Source organism: Janthinobacterium sp. 75 (genome assembly GCF_004365495.1).
GTDB lineage: Bacteria > Pseudomonadota > Gammaproteobacteria > Burkholderiales > Burkholderiaceae_D > Janthinobacterium.
This window is the reverse complement of the sequence record NZ_SORD01000001.1, coordinates 5175896-5188264: the sequence shown is the minus strand read 5'-3', so window position 1 is coordinate 5188264 and position 12369 is coordinate 5175896. Positions and strand designations below refer to the sequence as shown.

16 protein-coding genes are annotated in these 12369 nt (G+C 61.3%); 3 read left to right on the top strand and 13 right to left on the bottom strand.

Features of this window, described 5'->3' with window-relative positions; translation table 11 throughout:
• The 13 genes from C8C89_RS23625 to C8C89_RS23565 form a co-directional block, all read right to left on the bottom strand.
• Entirely contained in the window at positions 1-660 is a 660-nt protein-coding gene (locus tag C8C89_RS23625) for a phage baseplate assembly protein V (protein ID WP_133992889.1), read from the bottom strand.
• Between the two features lie 215 nt (positions 661-875).
• Positions 876-1820, bottom strand: coding sequence for a hypothetical protein (locus C8C89_RS23620; RefSeq protein ID WP_133992887.1), 945 nt, complete (start codon positions 1818-1820; stop codon positions 876-878).
• Positions 1821-1984: 164 nt separating this feature from the next.
• The gene (locus C8C89_RS23615; RefSeq protein ID WP_133992885.1) at positions 1985-2449 is read right to left on the bottom strand and encodes a hypothetical protein; all 465 of its coding nucleotides are present in this window, start codon (positions 2447-2449) and stop codon (positions 1985-1987) included.
• Between the two features lie 114 nt (positions 2450-2563).
• Positions 2564-3031 carry a phage virion morphogenesis protein gene (locus tag C8C89_RS23610; protein WP_133992883.1) on the bottom strand — a complete coding sequence of 156 codons (468 nt, stop codon included), beginning with the start codon at positions 3029-3031 and terminating at the stop codon, positions 2564-2566.
• On the bottom strand, positions 3028-3516 hold the full coding sequence (locus C8C89_RS23605) for a phage tail protein (protein WP_133992881.1): 489 nt from the start codon (positions 3514-3516) through the stop codon (positions 3028-3030). Before C8C89_RS23605 ends, C8C89_RS23610 begins: the two co-directional genes overlap by 4 nt.
• The gene (locus C8C89_RS23600; protein ID WP_243858213.1) at positions 3500-4012 is read right to left on the bottom strand and encodes a lysis system i-spanin subunit Rz; all 513 of its coding nucleotides are present in this window, start codon (positions 4010-4012) and stop codon (positions 3500-3502) included. The genes C8C89_RS23605 and C8C89_RS23600 overlap by 17 nt, the downstream gene beginning before the upstream one ends.
• Complete coding sequence (locus C8C89_RS23595; protein ID WP_133992879.1) at positions 4009-4569, bottom strand: glycosyl hydrolase 108 family protein; 561 nt, start codon at positions 4567-4569, stop codon at positions 4009-4011. The genes C8C89_RS23600 and C8C89_RS23595 overlap by 4 nt, the downstream gene beginning before the upstream one ends.
• Positions 4569-4940, bottom strand: a complete 372-nt coding sequence (locus C8C89_RS23590) for a hypothetical protein (RefSeq protein WP_035820867.1) — start codon at positions 4938-4940, stop codon at positions 4569-4571. The genes C8C89_RS23595 and C8C89_RS23590 overlap by 1 nt, the downstream gene beginning before the upstream one ends.
• A gap of 65 nt (positions 4941-5005) precedes the next feature.
• Positions 5006-5221 carry a tail protein X gene (locus tag C8C89_RS23585; protein WP_133992877.1) on the bottom strand — a complete coding sequence of 72 codons (216 nt, stop codon included), beginning with the start codon at positions 5219-5221 and terminating at the stop codon, positions 5006-5008.
• Complete coding sequence (locus C8C89_RS23580; RefSeq protein ID WP_243858211.1) at positions 5221-5715, bottom strand: head completion/stabilization protein; 495 nt, start codon at positions 5713-5715, stop codon at positions 5221-5223. Before C8C89_RS23580 ends, C8C89_RS23585 begins: the two co-directional genes overlap by 1 nt.
• Positions 5716-5819: 104 nt before the next feature.
• On the bottom strand, positions 5820-6536 hold the full coding sequence (gpM, locus tag C8C89_RS23575; protein WP_133992873.1) for a phage terminase small subunit: 717 nt from the start codon (positions 6534-6536) through the stop codon (positions 5820-5822).
• On the bottom strand, positions 6536-7555 hold the full coding sequence (locus C8C89_RS23570; protein WP_133992871.1) for a phage major capsid protein, P2 family: 1020 nt from the start codon (positions 7553-7555) through the stop codon (positions 6536-6538). Before C8C89_RS23570 ends, gpM begins: the two co-directional genes overlap by 1 nt.
• A gap of 47 nt (positions 7556-7602) precedes the next feature.
• Positions 7603-8391, bottom strand: coding sequence for a GPO family capsid scaffolding protein (locus C8C89_RS23565; RefSeq protein WP_133992869.1), 789 nt, complete (start codon positions 8389-8391; stop codon positions 7603-7605).
• Positions 8392-8527: 136 nt separating this feature from the next.
• Here C8C89_RS23565 and C8C89_RS23560 point away from each other — a divergent pair, with 136 nt between their 5' ends.
• The 3 genes from C8C89_RS23560 to C8C89_RS23550 are packed head-to-tail and all read left to right on the top strand — an operon-like array spanning position 8528 to position 11612.
• Positions 8528-10339 (top strand): terminase ATPase subunit family protein, encoded by a 1812-nt coding sequence (locus C8C89_RS23560; protein WP_133992867.1) that lies wholly within the window; start codon positions 8528-8530, stop codon positions 10337-10339.
• 14 nt (positions 10340-10353) lie between these two features.
• Positions 10354-11400: a phage portal protein gene (locus C8C89_RS23555; RefSeq protein ID WP_243858339.1), complete on the top strand. Its 1047-nt coding sequence runs from the start codon at positions 10354-10356 to the stop codon at positions 11398-11400.
• Entirely contained in the window at positions 11397-11612 is a 216-nt protein-coding gene (locus C8C89_RS23550; protein WP_133992863.1) for a hypothetical protein, read from the top strand. The genes C8C89_RS23555 and C8C89_RS23550 overlap by 4 nt, the downstream gene beginning before the upstream one ends.
• Positions 11613-12369: the final 757 nt, after the last annotated feature.

Here is a 12369-nt window from a genome sequence, read left to right as displayed (position 1 = left end):
TCACAGCGGCCCGCCCGATTGATCGCTGCCCGCCTTGACGCCGCCGTGCGCATGCGTGGCCAGGCTGATGGCGCCGGCCAGTACGTCCTCGCTGGCCTTGACAGTGCCTTGCACGTCCATGGCCACACCGCCAGCGGCGCCAGCCTTGGCGTTCACGCCGCCATTCAGGGTGGTGGCGCCGTTGACGGTCGCCGATTGCTCGACAAGCAGATTGCCCATGACGGTCAGGTCGCCCGTGCAGATGGTGCTCGGTGCGTTCGACGTCACCTTGTCGGCCGTGATGGTGGCCGTGCCGCCGGGCAGGGTGGCCGTCAGGGCGTGGGCTGCATGATCGTACTGCACCACGGCGCCGTCGGGGTAGTGCGTGGTGTGGACGGTGTCGCTGGTTTCGGGCGCGTCAAATGCCTGCGAGTACAGCGCCGGCACGATGATGCCGCGCGTCAGGTCGCCGCCAGGGGAAAGGACGATTACCTGTTCGCCCACGATGGGCGCCGACCAGGTGCGCGTGCTTCCTGCGTGTTGCGTGGCCCATTTCAGCCATTCGGTGGTGAGTGTCGGCCCGAGCTGCACGCGCGCCTTGGCCCCTTTGACCTCGGCGATGGTGCCCAGGCGGATCAGGTTTTGCAGCAAGCGGGTGAGGTCGGACAGGTCGGCGTTCATGCAATGCATGTTGCCGAAGTCCGCGTGCGGATGCACGCGCGGGCGGGTTGATAAGTGGCTTAGTGACTATGGCAATGTTGGATACGCCAATTCATATTTTCCAAGTAGGTGCGATGTGGCGGCTGTCTGCTTTCGCCCCATTGCGGACCTTTGAATTAAATTGCGCTAGATCTAATAAGTCACTCAACATATGCAAGGTGTGCTGCCGTGGCATATCACCGACGGAAGTTGCGGCCTTCGATAGGGACCAGTATCTTGGGGCCATCTATTTTTCTGAGTACTAGGTAGTAGGTGGAATGCCATCTATCGAGTGGGAAAAAGGACAAAGGAGCATCGGCCTCTGGATGCTTGCCTTCGGCCGCTTCCTGTTCCTCCATCGCAGCAAGTAACTGTTTCGGAAAAGCGGGCATGGCGTCCTCCTGCATTTCAGGATCACCATTAGTGAATGAGATTAACGCTGGCCCCATAAGCATTGGCCATCGCTTCCGTGCCCAGTTGGGCCACCACCACGGCCCCAGTTCGTCAATTAGGGCTGCTCGAAGTTCATCTACCGCTTGTCGGTGGGTCCTTTCATCGTCTTTCGCGTGAAATGCGAGGCCGATAATTGCCGAGGTCGCGTTTGCAATCAGCAGTGGCCCGAGGATGCGTTCAATATCCTTTCTTGTCGGCGGCGGATTTGAGGTATGGGCCTCGGCCAGCTTCTTTTGGAGCTCAAGCACGGCCTCATTACGAAAGCGGTCCGACTTCACCAGATTACGATAGAGTTTCGCGCTGTACACCATCGAATTTAGCTTCGGTATGTGCTTACGCCGTTCCATCAAGAAGCTGAGGGATGGAAAGTCTATGGACGATTCGGCATACGCCTGAAACGTCGCTTGTGCCAACATGAACACAGGAGCATTCGGCCCACGCGCTGGATTCGCTACGTCGTAACGAAAGCTTTTTCGAAAGCCCAGGTAGTCGTCGATCTGGTCGCGCAGCGTCAGTAGTGCCAGATTGCCAGCTGCAACCCTCTCCCTGTGAAGCTTGCGAGCATCGTTGTACCGTGCCACCACAAAGGCAAAAGTTGCACCGACAAACGGGCCAACGGTCAGCTTCACCAAGTCCCAGTTACGAGTCGCTTCGACTAACATCGGGGCGCTGTGCGGCAGTATGTTCATTGGCTTCCTTGATGGGATTACAGCTCTGCATTATCACTCTCTTACCACGCTGGTATCAAGGACATTGCTGCCTGTGAGGCTCACAAGGTGGCGGGCTGCTCGGATATTGGACTGACGGGGTTCGACACGCACGTCGAATAGCAGCTTTTGGCCGTTAACGGCAGCTACTCAATCGCGGATGTTAAGTCGGGTTGATCCCAATTGAACAAAAAATTATGCTTAGGAGGCCGCAAATATTTATCAGCATATGCCTCAAACTTAGAGGCCCAAATAAAACTACCGTTGCGCCCAGGCGACTCAACACGAATCACATAATCAGGAACGATAGCGAGTTCTTCAAGCGTACTAAGGATGAATATTCCTTCAACAATTACTGGTCGTTTGCACCGGTGTCGCGATTCGATAAGCGTTCTAAGAATCCTCAAGTCTATGGTCGGCTCTTGGTATCCTTCCATTAAACACAAGTCCGTTTCTATGACTGGCACTCCAAGCCAACAAGCTAAAAATCGTGCCAACGTTGACTTACCTGAATCATCTACTCCATCAACTGCAATGGTCATTTTCTTCCGTGGCCAAACATAAGGCTGGAGTTCAGAAAGCAGTTCCGTATGAGCCAACGTAATATCCATAGGTAGTTATTTACGCTATCAAGTCAATGTATGTTTTTGATCGGTTGCGGTCGGTTTCATGTGACTCTAACTCATTTGACAACTAATGTCAGTTGAAGTTTGCATTGAGGTATCTTAGTTTTTTCCCATGTGATGCAGCAGCGATTCGCGTATCAAAGTCCGATCCGGCTCACTTAAGCCAAGCAGCCGCCGCTCGGGGTACGTGTAAACTGGCCCTTTCTTTGTAATCTTATCCTGCCGTCCAAACTGATGCACCCTCGCCACGCGCGTCACCCAGCCAAAGAAGCCGACCTCGATCTGGTCGCCGGTCGCCTTCATCTTCAGGTGTTTGGCGGTGCGAATTTTGGCGAACATCGCCGTCTTCTGCCGCTTGATGCGCCCGTTCTTTCCCTTGAATTCCTTGCGCCGCTTGCGCGCCGGGTAGGCTGCGCCATCCGGTCCCTGCTGCGCCTTGATGCGCTGCGCCTGGCTGCGGCGCAGGTCGATGGCGACCTTGTGATTGACGGCGCGGCGCTGGGCTGGCTGCAGCTTGGCCAGCAGGGCGCCGGCCCAGGTTTCCAGTGCGTGCAGGTCGGCGCTCATGGCGTGGCCTCGGGCGTGCGCCATTCGGCCAGCAGGGTGTCGCCGTCATACAGCTTCCAGAACTCGTCCGCATAGGCCGGCATGTGCTGTATCTCGGCCAGGTGCTGGATATTCAGGCGGCCCGCGTCGCCAGCCTTGACGGCCACACGCTCGGCCAGGTCCAGCTTGATCGATATATCGACCGTTTCATGGTTGTTGAAGTCCACTTCGAAGGCAATGCCGTGCTTGCGGGTTTCTTCGTTGGCCATCAGGTCGAGCTGATGGACTTTGAGCCAGGCGATCAGGGCCACCATGATAGCGTCGGCGTCGCCCGCGTAGTCGGTGACGATCAGGTTGAGCTTGAAACGGTATTCGAAGGAGAGGGAGGCGGTGGCCGACGCCACCACGTTGCCCTCGTCGGCGAAAACCAGCAGGCGGTCGGGGTCGCGCTGCAGGTCGGGGATGGCGGCGGCCAAGTGCTGACGCAGGCTATTCGGTTTGTACATGGTAGGTGTCTCGCACGGTGTTGTAGGCGTCGATGCAGGCGTTCAGTTGCCGGGTGGCGTCGTCGCCGTCGCCGGCAATGGCGTCAAGAGCTGCCGCAGTCGCTGGGTCAAGTTCGGCGCGCGCTTCAATCCGATGGCCTGCGGCAGAGGAGGTATCTGCAGCTGCGGCGCAATGACCACCGGCGACGGGGATTGACAGGCGCACAGCGCCGCTGCGCACGTCAGCATTGAAACGGTCACGTTCAGTTTTCGCATGGGTTTGATCCTGGGTGAGGTGGTCGGCGCGCTGCGCCAGAGCGGCGCCGGCGGCGCGCTCCAGCGTCAGCACGCGGGCGGTGGCCTGGGCCAGTTCGGTGGCGGCGGTGGCTGCTTGGATAGCCGCCTGCCGCTGCAGTTCGGCGATGCTGGCGTCCTTGCGCCAGCCCTGCGCCGTCCAGCCCACGATGGCGCCGCAAAGCAAGCATGCGACCAGCGGGCGCCAGGTGGTCGCAGTCACATGGCCACCCGTTCCTTGATCCAGCCGAACAGGAAACGGCGCTGGCTCTTGTTGGCTTCGGTGATGTCCAGGTAACGCGCTGCCTGCAAGCCGTTCAAGGCGCGCAGCAGCACGGTGGCGCCATCCTGGCCGCGCCATTTCAGGAAGGATGCAAGTGCGCCCAGCGACTGTGCGCCCAAGCGGCCGTCGACGAACAGGGCGGGATAGCGGGTGCCCGTGTCATTGAACCCGTTCAGCCAGCGCTGCAGGAACTCGGCCGCGCGGTGCGGCCCCATGTTCACGCCCGTGTCGATCAGCTCGGCGCCGATGCCGGCATGGATGGCCAGCACCTGGTCGAACTTCGGTTCCATGATGTAGCGCGCCGTGTAGATGGCGCGCGCCACAGTCACGGGCAGGTCGCGCATTGGCCCCGTGTAGCCGTTGGCACGGGCCACAGCGAGCGTGATGCCGTAATTGGTTTCGCCACCTTTGTCGGCCGGGTCGTTCACATAGCCGCCTTCGGCGCGCAGGATGGCGTCGATGACGCGCGCGATCAGTGGATTGTCGGTGGTGGCCATCAATGCTCCTTCGCGTCCTTGACCAGCTCGGCGATGTCCTTGTCGCTGCGACGCTGGAACCACAGGGCCACGGCGCGCGATACCCACCAGCCGGGGGCGCCGACGATCAGGTCGATGGCGGAGGCGTTGACCATGGCGCCGATGGCCGGGAGCTGCGCGCACAGCAGCTGGTACACGGTGCCGCCCAGCAGGCACGAGAACACGCCAGCGCAGGCCAGGCGCGCGACAAATTCACCCTTGTTGAAGGTGCCGTCGCTATTTAACGGCGGCAGCACGATGTACAGCATGGCGGCGCCGACCATGCCTAGCGCCGCCTTGAAGCCGTACAGTTTGACCAGGGTGGCGAAACCACCAAACGATTCTGCGGACATTGCTTGATTCTCCGGGGTGAGGGGTGATAGATTTTTCATGATGAATAAAAGGGTGAATGCCGGGGTTAATCCCATAGCTGCACAAGATCGGCTGCGGCCACGGTGGCGGTGCCGTGCGCCGGCTCGGGCAGGGTGACGACCAGGCCGGCCGGCAGCACGGCGCCGTGGCGCGCCAGCGCGGGATTCATTTCCAGGGTTTGCTCGACGTATCCCGCACCGTCGCCCAGGTAGCGCCACACCAGGGCGTCTACCGTGTCGTGCTGCTGCGTGCGCACCTGCATCAGATCAATTCCACGGTGAGGTGCGTTCGGCCGACGATATCGGCAATCGCCCATTGCGCGTTGCGCCGCTGCGCGCCGGGCGCTTCGTCCAGCCATTCCATGCTTTTCTTGTCGCTGACGGACGTGGCTGTGCTGTCGTAGTCCCGGTAACGCTCGATCAGGTCCGCTTTCGCCGTGCTGTAGACGGCGCGCCGGTACTGCGCCAGCAGGCGGGATTCGCGGTTGATACGCGTGGCCGGCACGTCCACCAGGGCGGCAATGCCGGCCACGGCATGTGTGCTTTGCCACTGCGCCAGTTCGCGGTTGACCTGCAGGATGGCATCGACCACGGCTTGCACCAGGCGCGCGTCGGTGACGGTGCCGTCCAGGCGCATGGCATCGCGCATATCGGAGAGCAGGATGTCGGGAAACCAGCCGTCGTTCTCGATGATGCCAGGGCCCTGCGCTGGCGGTGCCGGGGCGGCGCCAGGCTGGGTTGACGGGGGCAGAGCCATGAAGGACATTCGGGACGCTTTCAAAATGGGGCGGTGGACGGGGTTCATCAGGTCAAAGGGTTGGCCAGAATCCCCCCGTGCCGCCGTGCTGCGGGGGATGCTCTTTACGTGGAACCGGCCGCGCGCTTGAGGCGCCGTTCAAGCCGTTCCATATCTTTCTTGACGCCGCACGACTCGGACAGGGCGCGCGCGCGTTTCAAATGGCCCATGGCCGTTTCCGCTTGCGCCACCAGCGCCGGGGCGATGTCCGTGTCGTCGTTTTGATCCAGCACGGCGATCATGGCCAGGCCGATGGCCTTGTGCAGCTTGGCGCGCGCCTGGTCGGGCGCGTCGCTGGCAGCCGTCAGCTGCTCGACGGTGCCCAGCACCTGGGCCGCATGCTGCGGATCGGCGGCCAGCTTGCCATGCAAATAGCCTTCGGCGAACTCGTCCAGCATCAGCGTGGCGATATCGCGGCTGTAGGTATCGGGCAGGGTGAACTTGTGCGCCAGCGCGTAAGCGGCCATGACCAGGGCGCGCTCGTACTCGCCTGTGTCGATGTGCCACACCAGCAGGGTGGCGAACACGTCATCCTGGGCGCCCTTGCCGCCGGCCAGCACGCCGTCGATCCATTGCGCATAGTCGGGCAGCAAGGTAGCCTTGACCTCGATCTTGCGTTCGACGGACTGAATGGACTTCAGCCGGCGCCGGTCGTCGGCCAGTTTGTAGAGCATCATTTCATAGACCGTACCGGTCGTGACGCCTTGCGGCGACGCGGTGCCGGCCGTGCGCTCGGCCAGCATGCGCGCACGGTGGCGCAGGGCAGGGGATTGATTGGCCATCACTTGTCCTTCAGCTCGATGTTTTCCACCAGCGCGGCCAGGCCCAGGTCTTCGATCACGTAGGCGTCGTTGGACGACTCGTAATTCTCGATGCGGTCGCGCTTGGGCACGTCCTCGACGCGGCGGCGACGCGCGCCTTCCTGGAAGTAGATCGACAGATTGTCGAAGCGCGTAATCAGGATGGCGTTGTCAGGGAAGTAGGGCACGCGCGCGGCCGGCAAGCCGCCGATGCGTTTCTGGCTGATGATGATGTCGGCCGCCAGGGTTTCCGTGGGTGCCTGCTTGGCGTTGACCAGCGGGAAATACTTGTCGTTCAACAGCTTGCGCCCGACGATGGCCACCAGATTGGTATCTTCCTGATACCACGGGTCCAGCAGGTTGACGGCATCGGTGACGGCCGCGTCCAGGTTGGCATAGTCGGCATCGGCCACGTCGCCGATGATGACCTTGCCTGGCATGCCGTTGGCCACCAGGCCCAGCACGCGCTCGGGCGCCAGTTCGCGCAGGTGCTGCAGCCAGCCCTTGTTCACGTCCTGCAGCAGCGGATTGGCGTCCAGGTCGGTGTCGGCCATGGCCTTGACGCCATTGAAGCCGATGACGATGCGGTCGAGCGCCTGGCGCGTCAAAATGGCATTGGCCACGCGCGACTGGAAGTCGGAGAACTTGGCCCAGGCGTCCAGCTTGGCATAGTTCAAATGCGTATCGAAGTTGGTTTGCTCGCAGCGGTACTTGGTGCCGTCCAGGGTGGACAGGTCGCGCGTCTTGCGTTCCTTGTCCTTGGTGTTGGTGCGCCCGGCAATCGGCCCGGACACGCCTAGGCCCAGCTTTTCGCCTTCCTGCTCGGTCACGCCAATGATGTTGACCTTCGACAGAAATTCGCTCGATTCCTGCATCTTCGTTTCCAGCTTTTGCTGCACGCTGGGCGTGACGCTGAAGGTCTTGGCCACATTGTCCGTGTCGTTCAGCTGGCCCAGGCGGGTTTCGTATTGGCCAAATACCTGGCGCGTTAGCTTTTTCATGTATCAGTGCTCCGTTGTTGATGGGGATAGGTAGATGGGGCGGGCGCTTAAAACTCGGTCTGCACGGCGCCATCGTTGCCGGTCGCGGCAGGGCGGCGCGGGCCGTTGCCGGGTGCCTCGTCCATCTGCGCCTTGAAGGCGGCCAGCTCGTCCTGCGTGGCCTTCAGGGCGGTTTCGGTTTTTTCCAGGCGCTTGACGGCGTCCGCATAGTTGTCGTTGGCGGTGACGACGTGGCCGGCCAGTGTCTCCACGGCTTCGCTGATGTCGGCGAACTGCGCTGAGTCGGTGCCGGATTTATTGGAAAAGCGCGACAGCAGGTTTTTCACTGCGTCGGCCAGTTTGATGCCTTGCGGCTCTTCAAACTCCAGCGTCACCTCGACGGCGGAAGTAAACAGGTTGTCGCTTTGCTGCTTGCGGCCGGCGGAGAATTTCAGCGCCTCGGTGCCCAGGCTGGCCGGGCTGTCGGTGACGCCCAAGCCGACCAGGTAGGGCTGTGCCGAATCGGCAAAGTCGGGCTGGATTTCCAGGCTGGTGTAAAGCTTCTGTTTCGCCTTGTTGATGGCGACCAGTTCCGGCGTGGGTTCGATCTGCGCGAACAGGGCCAGTTTCTTGCCGCTGTCGGTGTCCACCTCTTCGGCTTTCACCGCGATCACGTCGCCGTAGGCCTTGAACTGGCTGTCGGGCAGGATGCCGCGAATGTGCTCCAGCCAGATGCGCGCGCCGTAGGTCTTGGGGTTGTAGGTGGCGGCGAGCTGCTCGATGGTGGCGCGGTCGATGTTACGGCCGTCCGTGGTGGCGCCTTCGGTGGCGACGCGAAAGAATTGGGATTTGGGCATGGTGGCGTGTCTCGGTTGATCGGATAACGCCATGGTCAACGTCTTGGCGCTGCGATTCAATGCGGTGCGGGTTGCTATGGGCCATAGCGACTTTTGCCTTTCCCCGCTCCGCGCGCGCGCGGCCTACGCTGGCGGCATGCTGACAATCGAGAAAATAAGCGAACAAACCCCCGACGAGAAAATCGCCGAATTGGCCGTGCCCGAATCCGAACCGCGCCGCGCCGCGCGCGCCCTGTACTGGAAGGGCTGGCGCATTTCATCCATCGCCCGCCACCTGGGGATCAAGCGCAGCACCATCAATAGCTGGAAAGAGCGCGACGAGTGGGACAAGGCGCAGGCTATCGAGCACGTCGAGGCATCGGCTGAGCTGCGCCTGGTGAAACTGATCGAAAAGGAGGTCAAGAGCGGCAGCGATTACAAGGAAATTGACTTGCTGGCGCGCACCATCGTGCAGATGGCGCGCGTGCGCCGCTATGAGCAGCCGGGCGGCAACGAGGTGGATCTCAATCCGAAGCTGGCGAACCGCAACGCCGGGCCGAAGAAGAAACCGACCCGCAACGACTTCAGCGAAGAACAGAAAATCCAGCTGCTCGACGCTTTCCAGGACTCGCTCTTCGACTATCAAAAGGTCTGGTATCGCAACGGCGACCAGCGCACGCGCGCCATTTTGAAGTCGCGCCAGATCGGCGCCACCTGGTACTTCGCCCGCGAGGCGCTGGCCGACGCCATGGCGACGGGCCGCAACCAGATTTTCCTGTCCGCCTCAAAAAGCCAGGCGCACGTCTTCAAGCAATACATCGTGCAATTCGCGCGCGAGGCGGCCGGCATCGAGCTGGCGGGCGACCCCATCGTGCTGCCGAACGGCGCCCATCTGTACTTCCTGGGCACCAATGCACGCACGGCGCAGGGCTACCACGGCAATTTTTACTTTGACGAATTTTTCTGGACACAGAACTTCCAGGAGTTGAACAAGGTGGCCTCGGGCATGGCCATCCACAAGAAGTGGCGCAAGACCTACTTTTCCACGCCATCCTCGACCACGCACCAAGCCTATCCGTTCTGGACGGGCGAGCTGTTCAACAAGCGCCGCGCCAAGGCGGACCAGGTGAATATCGATGTGAGTCATGGGCGCCTGTCGTCAGGTTTTACGGGCGAGGACAAGATATGGCGCCAGATCGTCACCATCCTGGACGCCGAGCGCGGCGGCTGCAACTTGTTCGACATCGACGAGCTGCGCAACTTCGAATACAGCCCGGACCAGTTCGACAACCTGCTGATGTGCAACTTCATCGACGACTCGGCCTCGGTCTTCCCGCTGGGCGAGCTGCAACGCTGCATGGTGGACTCTTGGGTCGAATGGGACGACTACAAGCCGTTACTGGGACTGCGCCCGTTCGGCAACCGGCCCGTGTGGATCGGCTACGACCCGGCCTTGAACGGCGATAGCGCCGGCTGCGTGGTGCTGGCGCCGCCCATGACGGCCGGCGGCAAGTTCCGCATCCTGGAGCGCCACCAGTGGCGCGGCAAGGACTTCAAAGACCATGCGGAAGAAATCCGCCAGATGACCCAGCGCTACAACGTCGAATACATCGGCATTGATACCACTGGCATGGGCATCGGCGTGTTCCCCATCGTGCGCCAGTTCTTCCCGGCGGTCACCGCCATCAACTACTCGCCCGAAGTCAAAACCCGCATGGTCTTGAAGGCCAAAAACATCATCAGCCGCGCGCGGCTGGAGTTTGACGCCGGCTGGACCGACATTGCGCAATCGTTCATGGCCATCCGCAAGACCCTCACCCCCAGCGGGCGCAACGTCACTTACGTGGCAGGGCGCACCGATGAAACCGGCCACGCCGACCTGGCGTGGGCCTGCATGCACGCCCTCGACCACGAGCCATTCGAAGGCACGACCGACAACCACCAATCTTTCATGGAGATTTATTCTTGAGCAAAGCACGACACTTGCGCGCGCGCGGCCAGCAGGCCCAGGGCGCGCCATCACCAGCGGCCACGGCGCCGGCCGCCGCCGGCATCGAGGCGTTTTCCTTTGGCGACCCGACGCCCGTGCTCGAGCACGCCGACATTCTTGACTGCTTCGAATGCTGGAAGAACGGCCACTGGTATGAGCCGCCCGTCAACCTGGCCGGCCTGGCCAAGTCCTTCAACGCGGGCGTGCACCACAGCAGCGCCATCCACTTCAAGGCCAACGTGCTGGCGTCCACCTTGATCCCCAGCAAATACCTGTCGCGCGACGCCTTCAAGCGCACGGCCCTGGACTTTCTGACGTTTGGCAATGCCTACCTGGAAGACCGGCCCAGCCGCAGTGGCAAGGCGCTGGCGTATCAGCATGCGCTGGCCAAGTACATGCGGCGCGGTGTCGATCTGGATACCTACTTTTTTGTGAACGGTTACCAGGCCGTGCACCAGTTCGACAAAGGCCGCGTGTTCCACCTGATGGAACCGGACGTGAACCAGGAGCTGTACGGCGTGCCGCAGTACCTGAGCGCGCTGCAATCGGCCTGGCTCAACGAGGCGGCGACCCTGTTCCGCCGCAAGTACTACAAGAACGGCTCGCATGCGGGTTTCGTCTTTTATATGACGGACGCCGCCGCCAACACCCAGGACGTGGACAACCTGCGCCAGGCCATGCGCGACAGCAAGGGGCCGGGCAACTTCCGCAACCTGTTCATGTACGCGCCGAACGGCAAGAAGGACGGCATCCAGATTTTGCCCGTGTCGGACGTGGCCGCCAAGGACGAGTTTTTCAACATCAAGAGCGTGACGCGCGATGACCAACTGGCCGCGCACCGCGTGCCGCCGCAGCTCATGGGCATCCTGCCGAACAATGCAGGCGGCTTTGGCGCCGTCGAGCCTGCCGCGCGTGTCTTCGCCCGCAATGAACTGGTGCCGCTGCAGGCGCAGTTCATGGCGATCAACGAGTGGGCCGGCGTGGAGGTGGTGAAGTTCGCCCCGTATGACCTGGCTACAGGCGGGGAGGGCGCGCAATGAGCGACCACGTCGACAACACGGACAAGATCATCTTTGCCGAAGTGGCGCGGGGCCTGGCTGCCGTGCGCTGCCGGCCGGGCTTGGTGGCGCATGGCTGCTGCCACTACTGCGACGAGGCGCTGGCGCCGGCGCTGCTGTTCTGTGGCGTGGACTGCCGCGACGACTACGATAAGGAACACGCGGCGAGGACACGCGCCGGCCGCGCAGGATGAGCGCCACGCCGCGATAGCCGACAAGGCGGGGTCGCGACAGGCCAGCCACGCCAGCGCGCCCCAGCCACCGCACAAGCCGCCCATGAGGCGGCTTTTTCACGTCCTGATGATTGATGTTGCCCCAGAAGCAAGAAAAAGGCCCGTTTCGGCCCGGCGCGCGCAGTTGTCCCCCCTCCACACCTGCCCGCTATATAGGGGTCTTTTGACTCAAATTTGCGCCATGGCCGAAGGCGCATGAGGACTGGAGCGGCGGGGCGTAGAAGGGGTGTGCGATTTGACGCATTTTGACGCACTTTGAGCGGTTTTTTCTCGTGTGGCTGGTGCGTCATTGGGACGGGCGGCTTTTTTGCCTTGGCAGGGCTGCCTCGCAGCCCTGCACGCCTTACTTATTCCGCGCTGACCGCGATCTACCGGTGGTCGTAAATGTACAATTAGGGTGAGGTTACGGTTGCCGAGATTTATTCTGGCATTTCCAAGTCTATTGGGAGCGCGCGATCACTCCAGTCATCACCAGTACCTGCCGCACTATCAAAACGATGATGCGCTAGAATTTTCCCATTGCACAGCAATGTGACTTGAAACGGTCGAGATGCCAAAAATTGAAATCCTATTAGCTCCTTGAACGAAGCATGTGCAATCTGTAATTCATGCGTGACTGTCGTAGACCACTGGTAGATATATCGGTCAGCAATTGAGAGATAGACCATATACATGACATTAATCCCTAAGAATTAAGAAGTTGGAAAAAGCGTTAATT